The 25,137-nt window shown below is 45.2% G+C and carries 18 protein-coding genes; 13 read left to right on the top strand and 5 right to left on the bottom strand.

Features of this window, described 5'->3' with window-relative positions:
• Positions 1–94: 94 nt before the first annotated feature.
• The 3 genes from ABD943_RS05675 (at position 95) to polA (ending at position 5,219) form a co-directional block, all read left to right on the top strand.
• A complete protein-coding gene (locus tag ABD943_RS05675; protein ID WP_345292210.1) occupies positions 95–706 on the top strand; it encodes a hypothetical protein in 612 nt (203 codons plus the stop codon).
• A gap of 442 nt (positions 707–1,148) precedes the next feature.
• Positions 1,149–2,279, top strand: coding sequence for a hypothetical protein (locus tag ABD943_RS05670; protein WP_345292209.1), 1,131 nt, complete (start codon positions 1,149–1,151; stop codon positions 2,277–2,279).
• A 210-nt stretch (positions 2,280–2,489) separates the two neighbouring features.
• Positions 2,490–5,219, top strand: a complete 2,730-nt coding sequence (gene polA / locus ABD943_RS05665) for a DNA polymerase I (protein WP_345292208.1) — start codon at positions 2,490–2,492, stop codon at positions 5,217–5,219.
• A gap of 416 nt (positions 5,220–5,635) precedes the next feature.
• On the opposite strand, the gene ABD943_RS05660 is transcribed toward polA, so the two are convergent.
• Together ABD943_RS05660 and yihA are read right to left on the bottom strand one after the other, a co-directional pair.
• Entirely contained in the window at positions 5,636–6,502 is an 867-nt protein-coding gene (locus ABD943_RS05660; protein ID WP_345292207.1) for a tetratricopeptide repeat protein, read from the bottom strand.
• Between the two features lie 5 nt (positions 6,503–6,507).
• Entirely contained in the window at positions 6,508–7,125 is a 618-nt protein-coding gene (gene yihA, locus ABD943_RS05655; protein ID WP_345292206.1) for a ribosome biogenesis GTP-binding protein YihA/YsxC, read from the bottom strand.
• 132 nt (positions 7,126–7,257) lie between these two features.
• Between yihA and ABD943_RS05650 the strand changes: the two genes are divergently transcribed.
• Together ABD943_RS05650 and ABD943_RS05645 are read left to right on the top strand one after the other, a co-directional pair.
• Positions 7,258–7,881 carry a c-type cytochrome gene (locus ABD943_RS05650; protein ID WP_345292205.1) on the top strand — a complete coding sequence of 208 codons (624 nt, stop codon included), beginning with the start codon at positions 7,258–7,260 and terminating at the stop codon, positions 7,879–7,881.
• A gap of 109 nt (positions 7,882–7,990) precedes the next feature.
• Positions 7,991–8,572, top strand: coding sequence for a DsbA family protein (locus ABD943_RS05645; RefSeq protein WP_345292204.1), 582 nt, complete (start codon positions 7,991–7,993; stop codon positions 8,570–8,572).
• Between the two features lie 9 nt (positions 8,573–8,581).
• Here the strand turns inward: ABD943_RS05645 and ABD943_RS05640 are convergent, their stop codons facing one another.
• Positions 8,582–9,289 (bottom strand): DUF599 domain-containing protein, encoded by a 708-nt coding sequence (locus ABD943_RS05640; RefSeq protein WP_345292203.1) that lies wholly within the window; start codon positions 9,287–9,289, stop codon positions 8,582–8,584.
• Positions 9,290–9,405: 116 nt separating this feature from the next.
• Between ABD943_RS05640 and ABD943_RS05635 the strand changes: the two genes are divergently transcribed.
• Positions 9,406–11,472 (top strand): thioredoxin domain-containing protein, encoded by a 2,067-nt coding sequence (locus tag ABD943_RS05635; protein WP_345292202.1) that lies wholly within the window; start codon positions 9,406–9,408, stop codon positions 11,470–11,472.
• Here ABD943_RS05635 and elbB read toward each other — a convergent pair.
• On the bottom strand, positions 11,469–12,125 hold the full coding sequence (gene elbB / locus ABD943_RS05630) for an isoprenoid biosynthesis glyoxalase ElbB (RefSeq protein WP_345292201.1): 657 nt from the start codon (positions 12,123–12,125) through the stop codon (positions 11,469–11,471). The two genes, ABD943_RS05635 and elbB, sit on opposite strands and share 4 nt — an antisense overlap.
• 142 nt (positions 12,126–12,267) lie before the next feature.
• Between elbB and ABD943_RS05625 the strand changes: the two genes are divergently transcribed.
• From ABD943_RS05625 to ABD943_RS05600, 6 genes are all read left to right on the top strand, one after another.
• Complete coding sequence (locus ABD943_RS05625; RefSeq protein ID WP_345292200.1) at positions 12,268–16,821, top strand: EAL domain-containing protein; 4,554 nt, start codon at positions 12,268–12,270, stop codon at positions 16,819–16,821.
• Positions 16,822–16,974: 153 nt separating this feature from the next.
• A complete protein-coding gene (gene tkt / locus ABD943_RS05620; RefSeq protein ID WP_345292199.1) occupies positions 16,975–19,011 on the top strand; it encodes a transketolase in 2,037 nt (678 codons plus the stop codon).
• A 110-nt stretch (positions 19,012–19,121) separates the two neighbouring features.
• Positions 19,122–20,123, top strand: a complete 1,002-nt coding sequence (gene gap, locus ABD943_RS05615) for a type I glyceraldehyde-3-phosphate dehydrogenase (protein WP_345292198.1) — start codon at positions 19,122–19,124, stop codon at positions 20,121–20,123.
• 246 nt (positions 20,124–20,369) lie between these two features.
• A complete protein-coding gene (locus ABD943_RS05610; RefSeq protein WP_345292197.1) occupies positions 20,370–21,545 on the top strand; it encodes a phosphoglycerate kinase in 1,176 nt (391 codons plus the stop codon).
• 75 nt (positions 21,546–21,620) lie between these two features.
• Positions 21,621–22,685: a class II fructose-bisphosphate aldolase gene (gene fba / locus ABD943_RS05605; protein ID WP_223577018.1), complete on the top strand. Its 1,065-nt coding sequence runs from the start codon at positions 21,621–21,623 to the stop codon at positions 22,683–22,685.
• A 74-nt stretch (positions 22,686–22,759) separates the two neighbouring features.
• Positions 22,760–23,272, top strand: a complete 513-nt coding sequence (locus ABD943_RS05600) for a hypothetical protein (RefSeq protein ID WP_345292196.1) — start codon at positions 22,760–22,762, stop codon at positions 23,270–23,272.
• A 78-nt stretch (positions 23,273–23,350) separates the two neighbouring features.
• Here the strand turns inward: ABD943_RS05600 and serA are convergent, their stop codons facing one another.
• Positions 23,351–24,583 carry a phosphoglycerate dehydrogenase gene (serA, locus tag ABD943_RS05595; RefSeq protein ID WP_345292195.1) on the bottom strand — a complete coding sequence of 411 codons (1,233 nt, stop codon included), beginning with the start codon at positions 24,581–24,583 and terminating at the stop codon, positions 23,351–23,353.
• A gap of 231 nt (positions 24,584–24,814) precedes the next feature.
• On the opposite strand from serA, the gene ABD943_RS05590 reads away from it, so the two are divergent.
• Positions 24,815–25,078, top strand: coding sequence for an acyl carrier protein (locus ABD943_RS05590; RefSeq protein ID WP_345292194.1), 264 nt, complete (start codon positions 24,815–24,817; stop codon positions 25,076–25,078).
• Positions 25,079–25,137 lie beyond the last annotated feature (59 nt).

Here is a 25,137-nt window from a genome sequence, read left to right as displayed (position 1 = left end):
TGGTTTATCAAATTGACAGGTATTAAAAGTAAAACAATACAGAGGTATCAACGTGATACCTGTATGAACATCAATTGTTTAAAGGGGAAATAACATGGATTTTAGGATTAAACTTTCACTGGCAGCTTGTTTTCTGTCAGTTTCTACTTTTGCGACGGCAGATGAAGTAATACTTGATGATGTCATCATTAATGGCTCCGCATGTGTTGGAACTCCGTGTATAAACGATGAGTTTTTTGATTTTGATACTTTAAAAATAAAATCGGATACGCCACAAATTCGATTTCAAGATACAAGCACCTCAGCATCTTTTCCTACCCAAGACTGGTTAATGGGTATAAGTGCTGGAATGAATGTGAACAGTGTGTTTTACATTCAGGATGAAACCAGCAGTGTGAGAGTCATGCAAATTGAAAGTGGGCTCAATGGTGGGGTTGCTTTAGGTGCAGGCTCAGAGATTGTTACTGGTGCTGTTTCTGTTGGTAGCTCTGGAAGCGAGCGTAGGATCGCCTATGTTGCTGATGCGGTAAATAACACAGATGCAGTAACTCTAAGCCAGTTTAATTCCTTTGAGGCTAATGCGGCGGCGACTGCAGCTACAGATGTCGCGGCGGTAAACGCAGAAATTTCAGATTTGCAAGCTGAAATGGTTTTATTGAATCAACGGTTAGATGAGGTGATCACCCGTTTAAATGCTTTGCAATAAGCAATTGAATTCAATTTAACTATAAGTGAAGCAAACTATGAAAAAACTACTATTGATAGTACTGGTGTGGAGTTTTGTCCAAACTACATATGCAGATGTCATTTATAATGACGACTTGATTTTAACGGGACTCAGCGATGGTACTGCACCTGCATATGACTGCACAGCAGGAGTGTTACTACCAATAAACATGTCTCCAACACCTGGAAATTCAGGTTATTTTGATGTTAGTGATTTAGGGACTATACCTGCAGGTGACACTGCGATAAATGTTACACCTAAAGGCCCCGTGGTTAATGACCCTGTTACCGGAGAGCCCTCTCAGGAATATGATTGTGCTAACGCAACAGCGAATATGTGCGTAGGGCAGGATTGTAACAATGGCGAAAATTTTAATGGAGATGCCCTTAAATTAAAAGAAAATAACTTGAGAGTTAGGTTTGTGAATACTGCTTTTGGCAATACATTTGGCCAAAGTTGGAATATTGAAGCAAACTCTAGTGCCAATGGTGGACCGTCTTACTTTAACGTTCAAATCAAGTCTGTTGAGAAAGACTTCGATAGGGTCGTTCAAGCTATTGACGGTCCAGTGCCAGAGTATGATTGCTCAATTCCTGGTACCAGCAATTCCCCACCAGACCCTATAGGAACTCTTGAAGTCGGTGACCCCTATATTACAGCACAACTCATAGACTCAGCTAGCAACTGCGACTTTAGCACTCCTTTTCCTTATGTTTGTACTTGGACTTGTCAGCAGTCGGTAGACTATCAAGTAGAGAGTGCATTGTTTTTAGGCGTTTCAGATGCGAGCGCTCAATTAAATGGGGCTGTATCTTTGGGTAGCGGAAGTGGAATTGAAGTTGAAACGGTGACCGTTGGTAAAGCAGCACTATTGCGTCGGGTAGTAAATCTTGCAGAAGCTATTAATGACTCTGATCTGATTAATTTAGAAAAGATTAATAATTACTCTGTGGTATCTGCAGAAGTCGAGACATTAGCAGCTTTACGACAGCAAGTAGCAGATATGAACAATGAAATAGACAGTATTAACGTCGCAATTGATTTGATTGTTAATTTAGATGATGACGATGATACATATTCAGATATTGACGAAAATACTTGCGGAAGCGATCCACTAGACCCTACTTCTGTTCCAACAGACACAGATTCTGATGGTCTTTGTGACAATGGTGTGGATGACGATGATGATGGCGATGGTATTAAGGATGAAGTTGATCTTTTCCCATTAGACCCTACAGAAGCAACCGATACAGATGGTGATGGTATTGGAGATGCTGCGGATACTGATGATGACAATGACGGCATTATAGATTCTGAAGAAGGTAGCTATGATGCAGATGGAGATGGTCTTTCTAATGATGTTGACCCAGACTCTGATAACGATGGAATTAGTGACAAAAAGGAGTGTCCTAATGGTTCCCCTTGCCCAGACTCAGATGGAGACGGTACACCAGACTTTCTAGATGCTGTAGATAATAGTGGGGGGGGTAGTTTGGGGCTAATGGCACTATTACTATTGGTGCTCTTTAGTTTAGGTCGTAGAAGACTCTAGGACTTCCTAACCGAAAAGCACACACAATGTTTGATTATTGATGTGATCATTAAGTAATGTAGAAATAGGAAAAGCCCGGCTGTTGCTGGGCTTTTTTTATGCGTGCAGTCATCGGGAAAGATAAGCGGTTTGATAACAATCAACACATAGAGTAGGAACGTTGAAGAAGTTGCGTTACACTTAAACCAATTCCAGAAACCCTTAAATGTCATGTCAGAAAAACACAGTCCTTTCATCTTAGTCGATGGCTCTTCTTATCTATTTCGTGCGTATCATGTGCCCCAATTACAGCGCATGACGAACTCTGAGGGCATGATGACGGGCGCAGTATTTGGCGTGATTAACATGCTGAAAAGCCTGATTAATGAATATCAGCCAAGTCACATGGCGGTGGTGTTTGATGCTAAAGGCAAAACCTTCCGTAATGATTTATACGCAGATTACAAAGCGAACCGACCGCCAATGCCGGAAGACCTGCGTCAACAAATCGAACCTATTCATCAGATTGTCAAAGCCATGGGCTTGCCCCTGTTGGTGGTCGATGGCGTCGAAGCTGATGATGTCATTGGAACTTTGGCCAAACAAGCCTGCGCCGAAGGGCGTGAAACGGTGATTTCAACGGGCGATAAGGATATGGCGCAGCTGGTCAGCGACAACGTCACCTTGATTAACACCATGGATAAGAACAACCCGATCACGGACTATGATCGTGTGATCGAGAAGTTTGGCGTTAAGCCGGACCAGATCATTGATTATTTGGCGTTGGTTGGGGATAAGGTCGACAACATTCCAGGCGTTAATAAATGCGGCCCAAAGACGGCGGTAAAGTGGCTGAATGAGTATGGTTCGCTGCAGGGTGTGATGGAAAACGCTGATAAAGTGGGCGGTAAGATTGGCGAGTATCTGCGGGAAGCTTTAGAGCAGTTGCCACTGTCTTATGAGTTGGCAACTATTAAGCTGGATTGTGAACTCGAGTTTGAACCTAAAGAGTTAACCTTAAAAGAGCCGGAGTTAGCCGAATTAAAGGATTTATACGGCAAGATGGAGTTTCGTCGCTGGTTAACGGAAGTCTTAAAAGAAGGTGGGGAAGAGGTTGCTGAAGGTGAGGACGAAGCCGAAGAGTCTGCCATCGATCGCAGCAAGTACGAGACCATTTTAAGTCAGGATGCGCTGGATGCGTGGATAGAGAAGTTGCAGCAGGCTGAATTATTCGCCTTTGATACTGAGACAACAAGCTTGAACTACATGGAGGCGGATTTAGTCGGCATGTCGTTTGCGCTGGATAATGGTGAAGCGGCTTATTTACCAGTGGCACACAGTTACATGGGCGCGCCGAAGCAACTGGATCGGGATGATGTTTTAAAGCAAATGAAGTCTTTGTTGGAAAGCGAGGACATCAAAAAAGTTGGGCAGAATTTAAAATACGATATGAGCGTCTTGGCTCGTTATGACATCACGCTAGGTGGTATTGAGTTTGACACCATGCTTGAGTCTTACTGTCTGAACTCGGTCGCAAGCCGCCACGACATGGACTCATTGTCACTGAAATACCTCAACCATGCGACGATAAAGTTTGAGGAAATTGCCGGTAAGGGCAAGAATCAGCTAACGTTTGATCAGATTGAGCTAGAGAAAGCAGCCCCTTATGCCGCCGAAGATGCTGATATCACCATGAAGCTTCACCAAAAAATCTGGGGCGACTTAAAAAAAGAAGAAGGGCCGGCTCAAGTTTTCCAGCATATTGAGATGCCGCTTTTAAGAATTTTATCGAAAGTAGAGCGCAATGGTGTTTTAGTTAATGGCACATTGTTGTTGGAAAAAAGTCGCCAATTTGAGCAGCGCCTAAAAGAATTGGAGTCCGAGGCTTTTGATTTGGCGGGCAAAGAATTTAACCTCAGTTCGCCAAAGCAGTTGCAAGCTATTTTATTTGAAGAGCTAGAGTTGCCGATCATTAAAAAAACACCCAAAGGACAACCTTCTACGGCTGAAGAAGTCTTGCAGGAACTTGCCTTAGACTACCCATTACCCAAGCTGATTTTGGAACACCGTGGTTTAAGTAAGCTGAAATCAACTTACACCGATAAACTGCCGAGGATGATCAACCCAGAAACCAAGCGCGTGCATACGTCGTATCACCAAGCGATAGCCGCCACCGGGCGTTTATCTTCAACCGAACCAAACTTGCAGAATATTCCGATCAAATCGCCAGAAGGGCGAAGTATTCGTACAGCCTTTATTGCCTCAGAAGGCTGCAAAGTCTTGGCTGCGGATTACTCACAAATCGAATTACGCATTATGGCGCATTTGTCGCAGGATAAAGGCTTATTAAAAGCCTTCGAAGAAGGGGTGGACGTGCATGCTGCGACGGCGGCTGAAGTCTTCGATGTGGCGTTGGACGATGTGAGTGCTAATCAGCGTCGCGATGCAAAGGCAATTAATTTTGGACTGATTTATGGCATGTCAGCGTTTGGCTTAGCCAAGCAGATTGACGCCGATCGCAATACGGCACAAGATTACATAAACACCTATTTTGCCAGGTACCCGGGCGTAGAAGCTTATATGGACAACACGCGGGAAAAAGCTGCTGATAAAGGGTATGTAGAAACGTTGTATGGTCGCCGCTTGTATCTTCCAGAAATTCATTCGAAAAATGGCATGCGTCGCAAAGCGGCGGAACGAACCGCGATCAACGCGCCGATGCAGGGCAGTGCCGCCGATATCATTAAGTTAGCGATGATTGAGGTCGATAAATGGTTAAAAGACCAGCCGGGAATTACAATGATCATGCAAGTTCATGATGAATTGGTCTTTGAAGTTGAAGAGCAATACCTCGATTTAGCGAAGAAAAAGATTCCAGAGTTGATGGAGGGCGTGGCGGAACTATCGGTGCCTTTAATCGCCGAGGTCGATGTCGGCGATAACTGGGATGAAGCACACTAAATACCGGCAAATCCAAAGGCATAAACTTGCGCCATTTATCACTTAACGTGTGATATAGCGCAGGTTTTTGCTGCGATCGTCGGTTAATGTCACACTTTGAAATTTTCTTTACACAACCTTACAAAACTCTTGAAACAAACGCCCTAAACGTGGGTCTATCTTAATGAGCACAATGAAGTGCTCCCCGCGACTCCCTCCTTACAGCGGGACTTTGCAATTCGGTTTCCCCAAGCTGAATTGCGTATTTGGGGTGGTTCCTATGTTCCCTCAGGCCACCCCTTTTTTTATGCCTAAAATTTATGATTCTCTATAAGTAAGACTAGAGTATAGCGAAAGAGAAGGGGGCAGTAGAAAAAGTGATTGTTCCTAGAATACAAAAAAGCCAGCGTTTGCTGGCTTTTTTGTTGGGAAAGTTATTACGCTTTGGGTTTGAGAGCTTCGAATTCTTCGAGTTTGTGTAAGTCTTCGAAGGCCGCTTCTCGTTCCAATTCGTCGACTAATTTAGGTGCTTTGGTTATGGCAATTTTGATATCGTTGATGGCTTCTTGGGTAGCACCATTAGCCGCATTAGCACAAGCACGCTGCCAATAAGCTAGACCATAATCTGCGTCTTGTTCAATCGCTTGGTTGGAAAGGCTGAATGCCCACTCGTAATCACCCAGTTCAAAAGCGGCGTCTGCTTTGTAAATTAAGGCTTCGATGTCTTCTGGCTTAATGGCCATGATTTCATCATACAGTTTAATCTTTTGATGCAGGTTGCTTTCCAGTCCGGCGCGCATCCAAATCGAGTGGACTTCATTGGAGCGTGAGATATCTTCTTGAGCATCGATGATTTCTTGCGAACGTTTGCGCAGTTTACCTTCGAGTTCGTGTAGACGATCTTCGTACTCACTGGTTAGTTCATTAATTTTAGTTTCTACTACTTCGTTAAGTTTGCTGCGAACATCGCGCATCGAGCGCCAGCCCATCAAGACTAAAATTGATGCTGCCGTGGTGATAATGATGAACATGTTGTTGAGCGTATCGGAGGTATATCGAATGGCTCTGTCAGAAGCATCCAGTCGCGCATGCGCAACTTTTTCCTCCATTTCAGCTCTGAGTGTTTGCTGATCCTGACGGACCGCTTTTAATTCATCGAGGATATAGCGTTCGATTAACGGTTGGTAACTACTGGTCTTCTCGGGTTGGGTAGCTTTTTTGTCTTGATTTTCTGCGGCAAAAGTCGCTGCACTGACGAAGAGAAGCAATACTGAGAGTGTGGTTTTAAGTAGTGACTTTAGCATGATGGTTAATCCTTATCTTGCAAAGACTGTTCAGGGCGAGCGTACCATGCATCAAGCTTTGCGAAAAGTTGGCTTAAGCCATCTTTCTTGGTGGATGAGAAGGCTTGTACGCTGGCCTCGGGGTGCAGCTCATTAAGTTGCTTTTTACATTGCAGCAAGGCTTTTGCTTTGGCGCCTTGTTTCAGTTTGTCGGCTTTGCTGAGTAGGCAGTGCACGGGCAGTCCGACGTCATACGCCCATTTAAGAATTTGTTGATCGGTGTCTTTGAGGAAGTGACGAATATCCATCAGCAGAACGAGACCACGCAAACACTGGCGTTCTTGTAGGTAGCGAGAGAGTTCTTCCTGCCACAAGAGCTTGGTCGCTTCCGGGACCTTGGCGTAACCGTATCCGGGTAAATCGATTAAACGAGCATCCTCTTCAAGCGTAAAAACGTTGATGAGTTGAGTGCGGCCAGGGGTTTTACTGGTGCGGGCGAGGCTTTTCTGTTGCGTAAGCGCATTAAGGGCGCTGGATTTACCTGCATTCGATCGCCCAGCAAAAGCGACTTCGATCCCTTCATCAGCCGGAAGTTGGCTAATTTTGGCCGCTCCAAGCAAGTATTTGGCCTTTTGATAATGCATAAATATCGATTTTTTGTCTTAGGATATTGGCATTTTAACGGTTAGTTCCCTATAATTCACCGAGCTTTTCGATTTTATTTTGTCAGCGGCCATGAAGCCGCAGATAGTTTTTATATTTTAGTAGGTAACCTGATGAGAAAGTTAGCTATTTTTGCTTTTGTTTTTGTAGCGTGGAGTACACCAACGACAGCCCTAGAGGGTGATGTTACTAAGGGTGCGGAATTGGCTTCTAGCTGTGCCGCTTGCCACGGTAAAGACGGTAACAGTGGTAATCCAATGTGGCCTAAGTTAGCAGGTCAAAGTGAGCAGTATCTTGAGAAGCAAATCAAAGACTTCCAAGCTGGTAGTATCGATCAAAGCCAAGGACGTTATGACGCCTCAATGGCGCCGATGGTTAAGAACCTTAGCGAGCAAGACATTGCCGATTTATCAGCTTACTTTGCATCGCAAGAAGTCCAAATGGGCGCAGTGAAGAAAGAATTCTTGGAGTTGGGCAAGAAAATCTATTTCCAAGGCGACGCTGAGCGTAAAGTTCCGGCTTGTACCGCCTGTCACGGTGCTACCGGTCAAGGCCTTAACCTAGCGGGCTACCCGGTTGTTTCTGGTCAACACCCTGAGTATGTGATTAAGCAATTAAAAGCGTTCTCACACGGTGAGCGTGCTAATGATGCTAATGCGGTGATGCGTGATATTGCTATTCGTATGTCAGATCAGCAGATTGAAGCGGTAGCTCACTTTATGTTGGGTTTACACTAATTGACTTGCATCTAACGCAAGATTCAAGGTAAAAAGGCGACTCATTAGTCGCCTTTTTTGTTACTGGCGCAAAGAGTTTTTTTGAGAGTTTGAAGATAAAGGTGAGTACATGCGTAAACTTCTGATAGCTTTAGGATTGGCATTGATGTCCTACACCGTTACTGCGGAATTCACAGAAGGTAAAGAGTACTGGGAGATAGCTCAGCCTGAAGGCATACCCGTCGCAACAGATGATAACTTGTTTTTCACATGGCTCGGTTGTGATTCTTGTCGAAAAATCGAGGCCGAGTTAAGTCAAGATTTGGAAGGCTTTGAAGTGGTGCCTCTAATTGCGCGTCAAAACTGGCGACCGGCAGCTAAGGTTTTCTATGTTATCCAGATGTTGGACGGTGAGGCAGAAGCACTTCTTAAGATAAAGCAACAAATTGATGAGGGTGAACTTGATCCGACAGATCAAAAAGCATTGTTTGAGGCAATCTTTGAGCTGGGATATGACAAGGAACAAGTCGCAGAATTATTAGAAGATCGACGGCTCTATAATCGCATTAGCCAAGCGGAAGCCTTGGCTAAAAACTATAAGATCCAATATGCGCCAACGGTGGTGGTGAAAGGTCAATATGCAACAGATGCGCGTAGCACCATGACCATTAAAAAATTCCGTGAAGTTCTTAACTTCTTGAAATCGCTCTAAAGGCTGACTCTAGTCACCACTTAATATTTTTTCATTACTGTGGTGACTGGCGTTATACAGCGCGGCCAAGGTCGCTGAGCGAAACTCACGACGATATAAAACACCGACAACGATGGTTGCTGCAACCATAAAAACAATCGGATTAAAGAACCAACCCAAGGTCGCCAAAGCGAAGGTGTAAGCTCTTAAACCGTAATTAAAGGAATTCGAGGCGCGGCTGAGTAACCAGTTGGTGTGTTTAATGAAAATGTCTCTATCTTCGGCTGGGTCTTCAGCATCTGGCGCCGAGCCAAAAAGCACAATGGCGAAGTTATATTGACGCATAGACCATGTGAATTTAAAGAAAGCATAGGCAAAGGTCACTACTAATATTAAGATTTTCAGTTCCCAAGTGGCGCGGGAATCAATTTCAATCCAAGGCAAAGCTTCAAGCAGCGGGATCGCTTTATCGGTAGAGCCGAGTACTGTCAAAAGACCGGCGATGATAAAAATCGTGGTTGATGCAAAAAAAGTCACATTACGCTGTAAGATTCCGAGCCCGCTCACATCCGCCATACGCACTTCACGTTGAATCATCCGCTCGAGCCATTCGACACGGTTGGCTTCTAGCTGATTGGCAATGGTCGAGGTGTTTCTTTGCTTGATGCGAGCAAAATAGGTGTACCCTATCCAGCACACTAAAAACCAGCCAAGCGCGAACCAATCGAGGGGTGGCATGAAAGAAAAAGTCATAAGTGTTGTGTCGTTTTGCGGTTGCATTGATTAGGGTAAAAGTGCCATGCTTTATGATCTAATACAAGCAAATCTTAGTTATCAAGGTAATAAGGAAAAGTATGCGCAATACTTTGAGCGAAGCGAGTAGTCCCTACTTACAGCAACACAAAGATAATCCCGTTCATTGGCAACAGTGGAGTGATGAGGTGTTGGCGATGGCGAAACAGCTGGATAAGCCAATCCTACTATCCGTTGGATACTCTTCTTGTCATTGGTGTCATGTAATGGCTCATGAGTCATTTGAGGATGACGAAATTGCGGCGGTAATGAATGATTTGTTTATTAATATCAAACTTGACCGTGAAGAGCGTCCAGATCTCGATAAAACTTACCAATTGGCACATCAGTTATTAAATCGTCAGGCGGGTGGCTGGCCGCTGACCGCTGTGTTAGATCCAAAAACGCTAGTACCATTTTTCAGCGGTACCTACTTTCCAAAACAACCGCGTTATGGGCTGCCAGCATTTACTGAGCTGTTGACCAATATCAGCACCGTGTTTAAGCAGCGAAGAGACGAAATTACGGAACAAAATGGTCGTTTATCAGACGCGTTGAAAACCGTTGCCAGCGGAGGCGCCGAGGAAAAAGGCGAGGTGGACTCGCTTGCTCGCGAGTTAGCTGAGAGTATTATCGAGCGACACGACAGTCGTTATGGTGGGATGGAAGGTGCGCCAAAGTTTCCACAGCCAGCAGTGTGGCATGCGGCCCTACACTTAACCCAATCAAAAGAGCTTATCGCTGTAACCGCGGAACAGTTAGAGCAGGTGGTGAGACGATCCCTCGACGGCTTTAGTCGTTATGGCCTATTCGATCACTTAGCAGGAGGCTTCTTTCGTTACTGTGTCGATGAGCGCTGGGAGATTCCGCATTTTGAGAAAATGCTGTATGACAATGGCCAGTTGCTTAGCCTGTTATCAGAAGCCGGACATTATTTTGCCGATGGCGATTTAATGCAGTCGGTAGATTTAACTATTGGTTGGTTACAAGAGCAAATGCTGTCGCCAGAAGGAGGTTACTATTCGGCGTTAGATGCTGACAGTTTAGATGCTGAGGGGCGAAGCCGAGAAGGTGCTTACTACTGTTGGGATGCAAAAGAAATGGAGTTTTTAGACGAACAGGAACAACGATTTGCTAAGGCATATTATGGGTTGGATGAAGCCGCAAACTTTGAGGGCGAGTGGCATTTGGTGACTCGAAAACCATGGCGAGAGATTGCTGACGTTTTAGATATTCATCAGAAGCAGGCGCCGATTTTGATGGAGTCCGCTCGGCAGCAATTGAAAATGGTGCGCGATAAAAGAGAGCTGCCTTTTAGAGATGACAAGGTCATTACCAGCTGGAATGCGCTGACCTTACAAGGACTCCTGTTGGCGAAGAAGGCGGGCAGTAAAGCCGTCAGTGAGGAGCGAGTGAATGAGTGTCTGAACTTCTTGCATGAAAAAGTCTGGCGAGATTCAAAACTCACGGCTTGCTTTAAAGATGGTCAGGCTTATCAAGATGGATTTTTAGATGACTATGGCTATTTAGCAAAAGCTTTGTTGTTACGCTTAAGCGATCGGTTTGATCAGCAGCATTGGCAGTGGTTGATGCTGCTTTGCCAATCATTGTGGGAACAGTTTGCTGATCAGCAGCAGGGGGGATTTTACTTTACCGCCAGCGAGCAGGAAGTGGTTATTACTCGCCACAAAAGCTGGAGTGATGATGCGATGCCAAGCAGTTCGGCACAGGCGCTAGAAGCGCTTTGGGTGGTGGCAGAGATGACTAACAATACCGAGTGGTTGACCTTTGTAGAAAAGAGTCTTAAGCAAGCAAGCGTAGAAGCAAAGCAAGCGCCATTACAATACCCGTCAGTGATCCGCTTGCTTGAGGTTTGGAGTCAAGGGTTAGAGTTATGGGTCATACGCGGTGAATCTTTCGAACTACCCTCCTGGCAAGAATATTTGTCCACCGGATTAAAACCAGGGTGTTGGGTTTTCGGGGTGGAGCATGGTGTCAATGATGTCTCCCTGGAAAGTAAGTTCCCAGCAACCGACGGCATGGCCGCTTATTGTTGCCGGGAGCGTCAGTGTTTTCCCGCACTGAATGATTTTGAAGCGCTAAAACGTTTCGTCGAGAAACAAGTTTAGGTGAGCATTTGGGCGATCTTATCAACTAATTTATCGATGCCTTTTGCGGCCTCAGAAACGCTTGAGGCAAGCATATAGGCTGGCGTCGTGACTAAGTTTTTGTCTTCGTCGACCACAATATCTTCAACAGGACACGCTTGGTGAACACCGCCCATGGCTTCAATCGCATCGGCAGTGTCCGCATCATTGCCGATTGTCAGTTTGGTTCCTTGGCCATAAATATGGGGTAGCATAGCTGGCGAAATGCACATAAAACCCACGGGCTTTTTAGCCTGAGCAAAACCTTTGATGAAAGTGACAAGATCGGGGTTCACGGTGCAGTCGCTGCCTTTGACAGCAAAATTGGATAAGTTTTTCGCTGCGCCAAAACCACCGGGTAAAATTGCTGCATCGAAATCATCAGCTTTAGCTTCGGCAAGATCCTTAATGTTACCGCGAGCTATTCGAGCTGATTCTACTAAAACATTGCGTGACTCGCCTTCTGCGACATCGCCAGTTAAGTGATTGATCACGTGCATTTGTTCACTATTCGGTGCAAAGCATTGATACTCAAATTGATGCCGTTCGAGTGCTAATAATGTTAAGACACTTTCATGGATTTCTGCGCCATCGAAAACGCCTGAACCTGACAAAACTACTGCAATCTTCTTCATGGATAACTCCATATCATGAATGTTATCTTTGATGATAATATATAAAACATAAGAAATTAAAGTACAGAGTTTTGATTTTTAAAGTTATTTAGTTGAAACTAAGGACTTATATAAAGGTAGTGTCTGCCTACATAGGAAATTAATGCCCAAAAAAATCTTGGCCTTACTGACTTTGCTCCTAGGATGCTGGTTATTGACAAGCAGCATTTTCGTGCGCGCTCAGTCAGCCGCCGCCCTGCTCGAAGGTGAACTCTCACAAAGCACGGTTACTTCGATCGTTGAAGACCAGTATGGATTCTTGTGGATCGGGACCCAAGATGGCTTGAATCGGTTCGATGGCTATAGTGTAAAAATCTATAATAAGCAAAATAGTCAGCTGCCGAGCACTCGAATAAAAGACTTGGCACTGGACTCGAATGGTGACTTATGGATTGCCACTCAAAACGGACTCGCCTTATTTCAGCAAGACTCAGCAAAAATTATTAACTTTTACCATAACGCACAGGAACCGTTTTCAATCGCTGATAACTTTGTGTCTAGCTTAGCGGTAGATAATCAGGGCGGCGTTTGGGTGGGTACCTACAGCGGGCCGTCTTATTATGATCCTAAGATCAAAGGATTCCGCACTGTACCAGTGATGAAAAATCGTCGGATTCCGGCAACCTTATCTGAAGTTAGGGACATCATGGTCGACAGTCAGCAGCGAGTTTGGTTGGTGACGACGCGAGGTGACTTAGCCAGGTATTTGCCGACCATGAATCACTTCATGGTTATTGAAAACCCAGAGATGTTGTCATTGGGTTTGGTTGATTCCATGGTAGAAACACCAGAAAGTAAGCTGTGGTTACTGTCGAACCAAGAGCGATTGGTCGAGTTTGACCCCGATGATTTAAACTTTTCTCGCGTCAAGTTGACGGAGCTGGGCTTTGAAAATGAGCAGGTTCAGTTAAACAGTCTTTATTTTGATAAAGAGCAACGATTATGGGCGGGTACCTTACAGCAAGGTTTATTTACTTTAGCTGAAGGTAAGATTGTTGAGCACCATACTTACGGCAAAGAAGGTGCCGTGGGCAGCAACAAAATTAATGTGCTATTTCAAGATAGCAGCGACATCATGTGGATCGGCTCTTCATCGTACCTGAATAAAATTAACCCCAATGCCATTAACTTTGTTTTCCTCGATCATAACCCAAGAGAACAAGGCTCACTAAAAGAGGCCATTACCTACTCTTTGCTGGCAACGAGTTACGATCATTTACTGGTCGGTGGCAGTGTTAGTGGCTTGACCGTTCTAGGGCGAACGCCTAATGGGGTGGAGTCTATGGACGTTGAGCTACCGCCTGAGCTGGAAGGCAAGAGTATCAATAAACTGATTGAAATTGGTGCTGGAAGGCATTGGTTGATTGCGGAACAGTCGGTGTGGAAGTTTGACGAGCTAAAGTTATCATTTGAATTAATCTACCAAGCGATAGGGGCTCAGGATTACTTCACAACGGCACATTATGATGGGCGGTATTTATGGCTCGGTACGGGAAAAGGCCTGTGGCGTTTAGCGAGTGATAATTCCGTTCAAAAATACCGACTAGTGGATATCGACTATCATCGTGATAATCGAGTCAATGTTTTATTAAGTGATGACAATGAAGATTACTTGTGGATTGGCTCTGATAGTGGGGTCTATCGTTTTAGTAAGAGTGATGAAAGCTTCATTTCGTTAGACAACTTATTTACCAACCTCCCCCCGCAGGCCCAAGATGCTATATTAAGCTTAGCCATGGATCAGAACTCAAGACTGTGGGTAGGAACTTTCGGTAACGGTTTAGTTGTGGTTGACCTCATTAGCCAGCAGCATACTATTTTGAATAATGCGGTGAGTAATCTGCATGAAACCATTTATTCATTGCTACAAGATGAATCGGGAACGGTGTGGGCTGGAACGGGTGGTGGACTTTACCGTATTGATGCTTCGGATTTCAGCATGTCACAGTTTTCAGTGACGGAAGATCAGCCAATCATCGAATTTAATACTGGCGCCACAACGAGAGACCGTCAGAATAACCTTTATTTTGGCGGGATGAATGGCGTCATCTATTTTAATCCATCGTCGTACACTGAGGATGAAAAACCGCCAAAGCCCGTTATTACCGATATCTTAGTGAACAACAATTCGATTGTGGTTGGCGAAGAAAATCGTCCGAGATTAAGCAAACCCGCCAATATCGCTGAAGAAGTAAGAATTTATCCACAAGATACAGCCGTAAGCTTCGATTTCTCAGGGTTTAACTACACAGACCCTTGGAGTAACCGCTTTCGCTATAAATTAGAAGGGTATGACAATGACTGGACCGAGACCGACGCCCAAAGTCGCCGTGTCACTTATACCAATCTGAAGCCGGGCTCCTACCGCTTTAAAGTCTATGCTGCTAATAAGGATGGTGTTTGGAGTGAAGAGCCGGCGGGAATTGATGTTGAGGTTCAAACCTTATCCTGGTTATCACCCTTTGCTTACACCATTTACGGATTCTTGCTGGGCTTAATTATTTTGGCTTTCTCTTACCTGATCTGGTCAAGAATGCGTGAGAGGCAGTTTGCAGCTATGCAGCTTGCAGAAAGTGAAGAGCGCTTGAAGCTGTCGTTGTGGGGAAGTGGTGATGAGTTGTGGGACTGGCAGGTCAATACAGGAGCGTTACACCTGTCCAATGAATGGCCGTTTGATTTCCCGCGTGATGGTATTCGAAGTGGTTACTCGATGGCGAATTCTAATATTCACCCGAATGACCTGCCGTATGTGAAGCAATCACTTAATGCGCATTTAGCGGGTAAATCGATGCACTTTGAAACCACTTATCGTATCAGCAACGAGCGAGGTGGGTGGATTTGGGTTTTAGACCGCGGCAAAGTGGTCGCCCGAGATGATGATAAAAAGCCGTTACGGATGGCGGGAACGCTCAAAAATATCAGTGACTTAAAGGATACAGAGCAGCAGTTGAGTATGGTGGTTAAGTCATTCGATAATATTTCAGACGCGGTCTGGATTCTGGATGAAGATTATAATTACATCGCCATCAATAAAGCATACACCAAAATTACAGGCTTTGAGTCGGAGGAGGTTATTGGCCGTCCTATCCGAGAATCGACTATTGTAAACGCACCGGATAATTTTATTGATGAGCTGAAAGAGGTATTGGTTTCTGAAGGGAGTTGGAGTGGTGAGTTAGAAGCAACACGGAAGAATGGCCAGATTTATCCGATTGAAATTAACATTGACGTGGTGCGTGATGGTGATGGCAATATTATCAACTATGTTGGCGTATTCTCAGATATTACGTTCCGTAAAAAAGCGGAGAAAGAATTACGTCGATTGGCTACTGTCGATCAGCTAACCGGGTTGCGTAACCGCAATAGCTTTAAACAACGTTTTGAGGAATTGCTGGCCTTATCGGGCGAGTCCGATCAGCACGCGCTGTTATTCATTGATCTGGATAACTTTAAGCGAATCAATGACTCCTTAGGGCACGGGGTTGGTGATGAGTTACTAACCTCGGTAGCAAAGGCACTGCTGGATATTACGCGTGATAATGATGGTATTGTGGCACGATTGGGTGGTGATGAATTTACCATCGTATTGAGTAATGTCGATACTTGGAGCCAGCCTGCAAAATACGCTCAAGAAATCTTAGATCAACTCTCCAAGCCTCTGCCTTTATCCAGCGCAGAAGTAGTGGTGTCGCCCAGTATTGGTATTGTGATGCACCCAGAAAACGGTGAGACAGCAGAAGAGTTGTTAAAAAATGCGGATATGGCGATGTATTACGCTAAGAAGAAGGGTAAAAATACCTATCAATTCTATACGCGCCAAATGAATGAACAGGCACAACTCCGGATTAACCTTGAAAGTGAGTTGCGCCAAGCCATTGAAAAAGATGAGTTTGTGGTCTTCTATCAACCCAAAGTAAGCCTTCAGACTGGTAAAATCACCAGTATGGAAGCGCTTATTCGCTGGCGTAATCCAAACCGCGGCCTGGTGATGCCAACCGAGTTTATTTCGCTTGCTGAAGAAGCAGGCTTCATTATTCCGATCAGTCAGAAAGTCATTGAGAAGACATGCCTTCAAATACGTGACTGGAAAAATCGGGGTATTTATGACGGTAAGATTGCGGTCAATCTTTCCGCGGTGCAGTTCTATCATGAAAATTTGTGGGAAACGGTGAAGACGGCGCTACACATTGCTAAAATCGATGCTTCAGCGCTTGAGTTCGAAATTACTGAGGGCATGGTTATGCAGGACTTGGCGCACTCGATTGAGCAAATGAGAACGCTACGAGAAATGGGGATCAGTTTGGCGCTTGATGACTTTGGTGTGGGCTATTCGTCGCTCGGCAATCTCAAGGACTTCCCTATTGATACCCTAAAAATTGACCGCTCTTTCGTGTGGGACTTAGAAGATTCTGAACGTGATCAGAAATTAGTGGCATCGATTGTGACTCTGGCCCATAACCTCGATATCAAGGTGGTTGCCGAGGGAGTGGAAACCGTGTTGCAAGTGGAAGCTCTGCGCGCGATGGACTGCGAAGAAATCCAAGGCTTCATCTTTAGTAAGCCGGTACCGCCGTGGGAAATAGAGGCCATGCTGACCGATCCTGAATGCAGCTTGTTCAGTATTCTCGAAGAGCTACGAGAGGAAGAAGAAGGTTAGATCGGGCGTAAAAGTCACTTTCGGTACTAAACCGCTGCAAAAGATCGTTAATTTGAGCAAAAAACGCCCAATTTATTTGATTGGCTGAGCACGGTTTGAGACAATAAGCGCCCTAAAAATTGCTGGCCTTACTCACATCTATTAGGAGATTCGATGCCCACTTCTGGTAATGACACGCCGAGTCGTTTTCAATTAGCCAATGCCATCCGCGCACTCAGTATGGATGCCGTTCAAAAAGCCAAGTCAGGTCACCCTGGCGCCCCAATGGGGATGGCGGATATCGCTCAAGTTCTTTGGAGCGATTTTTTAAACCACAATCCAAGCAACCCAGACTGGGTAAATCGTGACCGCTTTGTGATGTCTAATGGCCATGGCTCAATGCTGGTCTACTCTTTGCTCCACCTTACGGGTTACGACGTCAGCATTGAAGACATTAAGAATTTCAGACAGTTGCACTCGAAGACTCCTGGTCACCCTGAATACGGTTACACGCCCGGCGTTGAAACCACCACAGGACCGCTGGGTCAGGGCATCGCCAATGCGGTGGGTTTTGCCATTGCTGAGAAAACATTAGCGGCTCAGTTTAACCGCCCAGGCCATGACATTGTTGACCATTATACCTACACGTTCATGGGTGATGGTTGCATGATGGAAGGTATTTCCCATGAAGTGTGCTCGCTGGCGGGGACTTTGGGCCTGGGTAAGCTGATTGCCTTCTGGGACGACAACGGTATTTCGATTGATGGTGAGGTCGACGGCTGGTTCTCTGATGATACACCGAAACGTTTTGAGTCGTATGGCTGGCAAGTGATTGCCGACGTTGACGGTCATAACCCTGAAGCGGTCAAAAAAGCGATTGAAGAAGCGCGTGCGGATGACAGCCGCCCGACCCTAATTTGCTGTAAAACAGTGATTGGTTTTGGCTCGCCAAATAAACAAGGTAAAGAATCATGCCACGGCGCGCCGCTTGGCGACGATGAAATTGAGTTGGCCCGTAAAGAACTGAACTGGCCACATGCTTCTTTCGAGATCCCAGCAGATATAGCCAGTGCATGGAATAAGCGCGATGCCGGTCAGCAGTTAGAAAGCGACTGGGATCAGAAGTTTGTTGCTTACACAGAAGCACATCCCGAATTAGCCGCTGAGTTAAAGCGTCGTTTGGATAAGCGTTTGCCAGACAACTTTGCAGAAGAAGCGGATAAGTATATCAAGCAGCTACAACAAGAAGGCCAAACCGTTGCCAGCCGTAAGGCATCACAGATGGCGTTAAACGCTTATGCGCCTTTATTGCCTGAAATGTTAGGTGGTTCTGCGGATTTAGCAGGTTCTAACCTGACCATCAATGAACAGTCAAAAGGCATCACAGCCAAAGACGCTAGCGGTAACTACCTTTACTACGGTGTTCGTGAGTTTGGTATGTGTGCCATCATGAATGGTATGGCCTTGCATGGTGGATTAATGCCGTATGGCGGTACTTTCCTGATCTTCATGGAATACGCGAGAAATGCGGTTCGCATGGCGGCGTTAATGAAGCAGCAAGCGATTTATGTCTTTACTCATGACTCCATTGGTCTAGGCGAAGACGGTCCGACGCACCAACCGATTGAGCAATTAGCGAATTTACGCACCACACCAAACTGTTCAGTATGGCGTCCTTGCGATGCGGTTGAAACTGCTGTGGCGTGGAAAGCAGCCATTGAGCGTCGTGATGGTCCGACAGCGCTAAGCTTAAGCCGCCAAGGTCTACCGCATCAAGAGCGTGATGCGCAGCAATTAGCCGATGTTGCTAAGGGTGCTTATGTTTTAGTTGATAGCGCGGAAAAGCCTGAACTGATCTTGATCGCCACAGGCTCCGAAGTCGGTCTTGCGGTAGAGGTCGCTGCAACATTAACGGCGAAAGGCAAGCAAGTTCGCGTGGTTTCGATGCCGTCAACAGACACCTTTGACGCCCAAGACGCGAGTTATAAAGAAAGCGTACTCCCTGCCGATGTTCCAGCACGTATTGCGATTGAAGCGGCGATGGCGGACTATTGGTACAAGTATGTTGGCCTTGAAGGTCAAATTATTGGCATGACAAGCTTCGGCGAGTCAGCGCCAGCTGGTGATTTATTTGAGCATTTCGGTTTTACAGTGGAGAACGTATTAGCTGTGGCTGAAGACATGTTAGACGAAGGTGGCTTACTCGATTAATCATAAACAGTAGGGAAGCACCCACGGTGAGCGAAAGCCATAAGCGTGGAGCTGACTTGCTTAGCATGGTTACAACATAAGCCCTAAACTGAAAAGATTTGGAGAATCAAATGACAGTTAAAGTAGCAATTAATGGTTATGGTCGTATTGGTCGTACAGCGTTACGCGCAATTTATGAGCACGGTTACCGTGACCGCATCGAAGTTGTGGCGATCAACTCATCGCACCCAGCAGAAACAACCAAGCACTTAACAAAGTATGATACGACTCACGGTCGTTTTAATGCTGACGTTTCGACGGATGGTGAGCACCTAATCGTTAATGGCGACAAAATTAAGTTGTACGCCGAGCGTAACCCTGAGCTAATCCCTTGGGGTGATCAAGATGTTGACGTGGTATTCGAATGTACTGGTGTCTTCAAAGACCAAGCAGGTGCATCAAAACACTTCAAAGGTGGTGCAAAGAAAGTTCTAATTTCTGCACCTGGCGCAGCAGACGTAGACGCAACGGTAGTGTTCGGCGTTAACGATGACATCTTAAAGCCAGAGCACAAAGTTGTTTCAAATGCATCTTGTACAACAAACTGTCTAGCACCACTAGCGAAAGTATTAAACGACACAGTCGGTATCAAATCAGGTTTGGTGAACACGATTCACGCTTACACCAACGACCAGAAATTGATCGATAACCAACACTCTGATTTGCGTCGTGCACGTGCAGCTGCACAAAGCATCATCCCAACGAAAACAGGTGCTGCTAAAGCAGTAGGTTTAGTGCTTCCAGAATTGAATGGCAAGATGGACGGTTTCGCCATGCGTGTACCAACGATCAATGTATCGTGCGTAGACTTAACCTTTACTGCAGGCCGTGATACGACGGCTGAAGAAATTAACGAAATCGTTAAGAAAGCAGCAGACGGTCACGTGCTTGATTACAACGATGAGCCTTTGGTTTCTATCGACTTTAATCATACTCCAGCGTCTTCTACGTTTGACGCAGGCCAAACTCGTGTGATGGACGGTAACTTGGTTAAAGTGGTTACTTGGTATGATAATGAGTGGGGTTTTAGTAATCGTATGTTAGACGTCGCTATCAAAATGATGAGTGTTTAAGGCTAGTTACTCGTAATACTTCGTTACGGCTGATTTTCTCGATGCTCACGTACTTATATACGCTACGCATTCAAAAATCAGCCAAGCCTCGTCTTCCAAGTAACTATCTCTTAAACACTAGTTTTTAAGTGCTATGAGAGTAAGGCGACGCTTGATTAAAACAAAAGACTTTTTGCGGAAAGTCTTTTTGTACTTTAAAGGTATCTTTAAAGTTACGTTTGAAATAATGAATAAAGGTTCTAAAACATGAACGTTTTGAGAATGTCAGATTTGGATCTAAACGGTAAGCGCGTACTGATTCGTGAAGATCTGAATGTTCCAGTTAAAGATGGCAAAATTAGCAGTGATGTTCGAATCCAAGCATCGTTACCGACGATCAAGTTAGCGCTGGAGAAAGGCGCGCAGGTGATGGTGATGTCGCACCGTGGTCGTCCGACAGAAGGCGTATTAACGGAAAAAGATTCGATGGCTTTAATCGCTGATTACTTAAATGATTCACTGGACGCACCAGTACGCTTGGTCAGTGAGTACCTTGAAGGGGTAGACGTTGAGCAAGGCGAAGTGGTTGTTTTTGAAAACGTCCGTTGTAACGTTGGTGAAAAAGCCAATGATGAACGTTTGTCAAAGATGTATGCAAGTCTTTGCGATGTGTTTGTTAACGATGCATTTGGTACCGCGCACCGTGCTCAAGCGTCGACCCATGGTGTCGCTAAATTTGCACCAGTGGCGTGCGCTGGCCCCTTATTGGCTGGCGAGTTGGAAGCATTAGGTAAAGCTTTGGATAATCCAGCGCGCCCGATGGTGGCGATTGTTGGCGGTTCGAAAGTGTCGACTAAGCTAACGGTTCTTGAATCGCTTTCCACAGTTGTCGACCAGTTGATCGTTGGCGGCGGTATCGCCAATACCTTTATTGCTGCGACGGATAAGCCAGTAGGTAAGTCACTGTGCGAAGCAGACTTAATCCCTGAAGCGAAGCGATTGATTGAACAGGCGCAGGCCAAAGGCGGTGAAATTCCGGTGCCTGTGGACGTCGTTACCGGTAAAGAGTTTTCGGAAGATGCGGCAGCTGAAACAAAGTCTGTGGATGATGTAGCAGAAGACGATATGATTTTTGACATCGGTCCAAAGTCAGCACAGCATCTAGCCGAAGTATTGAAAGACGCTAAAACCATTGTGTGGAATGGTCCAGTGGGTGTTTTTGAGTTTGATCAATTTGGTGCTGGTACCGAAGCGATTTCTAAAGCGATTGCACAAAGCGACGCCTTTTCAATTGCCGGTGGTGGCGATACGTTAGCGGCGGTTGATAAATACGGCATCAATGACAAAGTGTCGTACATTTCAACCGGTGGCGGTGCTTTCTTAGAGTTTTTGGAAGGTAAAGAGTTACCGGCAGTAGCGATTTTAGAAGAGCGTGCGAAGTAGCTATTTAAATAGCTGACTGACAGAGCGTGAAGCATTTAAATATTAAACAGTTACAAAGTTTAAGAGGATAACAAGATGGCATTAATTACATTACGCCAATTACTGGATCATGCAGCAGAAAATGATTACGGTATTCCGGCATTTAACGTGAATAACCTTGAGCAAATGCGTGCTGTGATGCAGGCTGCGGATGAAACTGATAGTCCTGTTATCGTTCAAGCGTCAGCGGGCGCTCGCAAGTACGCAGGTTCAAACTTCCTTCGCCACTTAATTTTGGCGGCGACAGAAGAGTTCCCGCATATCCCAGTGTGTATGCACCAAGACCACGGTGCGTCACCAGCGATTTGCCAGCAGTCGATTCAATTAGGCTTCTCATCAGTGATGATGGATGGCTCACTTGAAGAAGACATGAAAACGCCAGCAAGCTATGAGTACAACGCACGAGTGACTAAGTTAGCGGTTGATATGGCGCATGCGTGCGGTGTGTCGGTTGAAGGTGAGTTAGGCTGCCTTGGGTCATTAGAAACCGGTATGGCTGGCGAAGAAGATGGCTCTGGCGCGGAAGGCAAGTTGAGCATGGATCAGTTGTTAACGGATCCAGAAGAAGCGGCGCAGTTCGTAAAAGATACGGGCGTTGACGCATTAGCAATCGCCATCGGTACGTCTCACGGTGCTTACAAGTTTACGCGTCCACCAACAGGCGACGTGCTTTCGATTAAGCGCATCAAAGAAATTCACGAGCGTATCCCTGACACGCACTTAGTGATGCACGGTTCTTCGTCAGTACCGCAAGACTGGTTGAAAGTGATCAACGAGTACGGCGGTGACTTGGGCGAAACTTACGGCGTGCCAGTTGAAGAAATTCAAGAAGGTATTAAGCACGGCGTACGTAAAGTGAACATCGATACAGATTTACGTTTAGCAGCAACAGGTGCGGTACGTAAATTCTTGAAGCACAACCCGAAAGAATTTGATCCTCGTAAATATAACAAAGCTGCACAAGACGCGATGCAAGCGATTTGTAAAGCGCGTTATGAATCGTTCGGCACAGCGGGTAATGCGGCTAAAATTAAGCCGATTAACATGGAGCAAATGGCTGCGGACTATAAAGCAGGCAAACTTGATCCTCGCGTGAAGTAATCACTTCTGCTATCTTACCAAGGCCAGCAACTTGCTGGCCTTTTTTGTAACTAGAACAGCCGAAGGGAATAATAATGAATCAAAAAGCAATTTTAATTGTAGCGCTTAGAGTGACGGCTCTAATTTTGTTGGTTACTTCTATTGATGATATAGGTAAACTCTTAGTGCGAGATGTACCTATGCTTGAGTTCGGAGGCTATAATGATAACCCTTTAGAGAAGAAGCTGGTTGTCGACTATTCCGTATTACTACCCTTCCTTGCCAAGGTTTTATTAATAATCATTCTTTGGTTTTTTCCAACATTACTACTAAATAAGATATCGGGCCTACCTAAGGAAGATGTATATCCAACGGCTGAAAGCTTCATAATGCCTCTGGTTTCAATAATCGGACTGTATTTTGTCGCCAGTTCTATAATTGGTTTATTAACTGTAATATTCATGCCCATGTTTGGTCAGGGGGTTAATATCACTGCTTTTTTCTTAATACCGATGATTATTGAATTTGCTGTAGGGCTATGGTTATTGTTAGGAAATAAAGGGTTAGTCGGCTTAATTTATAAGCTGAGAAGTACCAAGGTAAGTTAGCTGTAGTGGCATAGCCCCTTATAAATAATCTATAATTTTTCGTCATTCCCGCCTTCGCGGGAATGACAGTATAAAATATTAATACAAAATTCTGGCTCGAATAGTGCCTTCAATTTGGCGCATTTTTTCGAGTGCAGTTTCGCTCGACCCATCTTCTATATCAGTGACCACATAGCCAAGCTCCCCTTGCGTTTGCAGGTATTGTCCTGAAATATTGACGTTATTGTCAGACAAGATGTGGTTGATCTGGGTCAGGACGCCAGGTCGATTGTGGTGAATATGCAGGATTCGGTGACGGTTATCATGCTCCGGAAGCGACACTTGGGGGAAGTTCACTGCTGACATGGTTGAGCCGTTGTTACTGTACTTGATCATCTTATCGGCAACTTCAATCGCAATATTTTCTTGTGCTTCTTGGGTGCTGCCACCAATATGCGGCGTTAAAATCACGTTATCAAATTGACGTAAAGGCGATTGGAACTCTTCGTTATTTGACTTAGGTTCTGTCGGGAATACGTCGATTGCTGCTCCGGCAAGACGTTTTTCTTCGAGCGCTTGAGCGAGTGCATCGATATCAACCACCGTGCCTCGTGAGGCATTGATTAAAATGCTGTTGGTTTTCATTTGTGCAATCTGTTTAACCCCCATCATACCTTTAGTTTCAGGCGTTTCAGGGACATGCAGACTAATAACATCTGAAGTGGCTAATAGATCGTTAAGCTCTGTAACTTGCTCGGCGTTACCCAGCGTTAACTTGTTCTCAATATCAAAAAAGCGTACTTTCATACCGATACCTTCGGCCAAAATACCGAGTTGGGTACCAATATGGCCATAGCCGATAATGCCTAAAGACTTACCGCGGGCTTCATTGGAAAGCGTCGCTGTTTTTTGCCATTCTCCACGATGAGCGGCGGCATTTTTAGCAGGAATGCCACGCAATAACATAATCATCTCGCCTAACACCAGTTCGGCGACACTGCGGGTGTTTGAGTAAGGGGCGTTGAAAACCGGAATGCCTTTGAGCTGAGCAGCATCGAGGTTAACTTGGTTGGTGCCAATACAAAAACAGCCAACAGCGACTAATTTATTGGCGGCTGAAAGCACCTGCTCACTCAGTTGGCTGCGAGAGCGAATACCAACAAAGTGGTAATCACCAATCGTTTGCAGTAATTCTGACTCGGAAAGTGCCGTTTTATGGTAGGTCACATTCTCATAACCGTCGCGACGGAAGATATCTTCAGCAACAGGATGAACCCCCTCTAAAAGGAGAACTTTTAAATCGTGTTTGTTGAAAGAGGTGTTAACTGGCATGGCAATTCGCGAATGCGTTCCTTCTTGGTTACTGTGGTAAATGGTCTAATCAGTTCATTTAAGCAAAACAAAAAAGCGATAGAAAGGGTTTCTGTAAATTATTGCATTTGAATGACAAAAAAGGTGTTTGCGAGGGTTGTTTTTGCTACAATTTGCCGCCAATTAGCCTCTAAAGGCTGTGATTCACGTTATTTAGGCCTTGCTTGAGGCTTGCTTGAGGAGAGTTGCCGTATGGCATACGAAGTCAATATCAATAAAATGATTGAGTTGTTAAGCGATACCTTGTCGCTTTCTGCTGATGAATTATCTGCAGATACTCAACTTATTGGTAATCTGCCGGAATTCGACTCCATGGCAATCGTCTCAATTTTAATGCAGATTGAGGAAGACTTTGGAATTGAGATTCCTGACGATGAATTATCCGGTGAGGTGTTTGAGTCGGTACAGTCGTTGACTGAGTTCGTTGAGATACAGCAAGCTGCTACTGCAATTTAGCCATTTCTGGCACTTCTAAATAAATACTATATTATTGATTTTTAAGGCTTAAAGAGTGG

The organism is Kangiella marina (assembly GCF_039541235.1).
Taxonomy (GTDB): Bacteria; Pseudomonadota; Gammaproteobacteria; order Enterobacterales; family Kangiellaceae; genus Kangiella; species Kangiella marina.
Note: the sequence above shows the minus strand (reverse complement) of the source record. Positions and strands in the feature narration are given on the sequence as shown.

Bases quoted from the DNA above. Each gene is read 5' to 3' on its own strand.
- serA (WP_345292195.1), bottom strand. From the start codon at position 24,583: ATGCCAGTTAACACCTCTTTCAACAAACACGATTTAAAAGTTCTCCTT.
- ABD943_RS05635 (WP_345292202.1), top strand. From the start codon at position 9,406: ATGCGCAATACTTTGAGCGAAGCGAGTAGTCCCTACTTACAGCAACAC.
- ABD943_RS05645 (WP_345292204.1), top strand. From the start codon at position 7,991: ATGCGTAAACTTCTGATAGCTTTAGGATTGGCATTGATGTCCTACACC.
- yihA (WP_345292206.1), bottom strand. From the start codon at position 7,125: ATGCATTATCAAAAGGCCAAATACTTGCTTGGAGCGGCCAAAATTAGC.
- fba (WP_223577018.1), top strand. From the start codon at position 21,621: ATGGCATTAATTACATTACGCCAATTACTGGATCATGCAGCAGAAAAT.
- polA (WP_345292208.1), top strand. From the start codon at position 2,490: ATGTCAGAAAAACACAGTCCTTTCATCTTAGTCGATGGCTCTTCTTAT.
- elbB (WP_345292201.1), bottom strand. From the start codon at position 12,125: ATGAAGAAGATTGCAGTAGTTTTGTCAGGTTCAGGCGTTTTCGATGGC.
- ABD943_RS05640 (WP_345292203.1), bottom strand. From the start codon at position 9,289: ATGCCACCCCTCGATTGGTTCGCGCTTGGCTGGTTTTTAGTGTGCTGG.
- ABD943_RS05650 (WP_345292205.1), top strand. From the start codon at position 7,258: ATGAGAAAGTTAGCTATTTTTGCTTTTGTTTTTGTAGCGTGGAGTACA.
- ABD943_RS05610 (WP_345292197.1), top strand. From the start codon at position 20,370: ATGAACGTTTTGAGAATGTCAGATTTGGATCTAAACGGTAAGCGCGTA.
- ABD943_RS05660 (WP_345292207.1), bottom strand. From the start codon at position 6,502: ATGCTAAAGTCACTACTTAAAACCACACTCTCAGTATTGCTTCTCTTC.
- ABD943_RS05675 (WP_345292210.1), top strand. From the start codon at position 95: ATGGATTTTAGGATTAAACTTTCACTGGCAGCTTGTTTTCTGTCAGTT.
- gap (WP_345292198.1), top strand. From the start codon at position 19,122: ATGACAGTTAAAGTAGCAATTAATGGTTATGGTCGTATTGGTCGTACA.
- ABD943_RS05600 (WP_345292196.1), top strand. From the start codon at position 22,760: ATGAATCAAAAAGCAATTTTAATTGTAGCGCTTAGAGTGACGGCTCTA.
- tkt (WP_345292199.1), top strand. From the start codon at position 16,975: ATGCCCACTTCTGGTAATGACACGCCGAGTCGTTTTCAATTAGCCAAT.
- ABD943_RS05625 (WP_345292200.1), top strand. From the start codon at position 12,268: ATGCCCAAAAAAATCTTGGCCTTACTGACTTTGCTCCTAGGATGCTGG.
- ABD943_RS05590 (WP_345292194.1), top strand. From the start codon at position 24,815: ATGGCATACGAAGTCAATATCAATAAAATGATTGAGTTGTTAAGCGAT.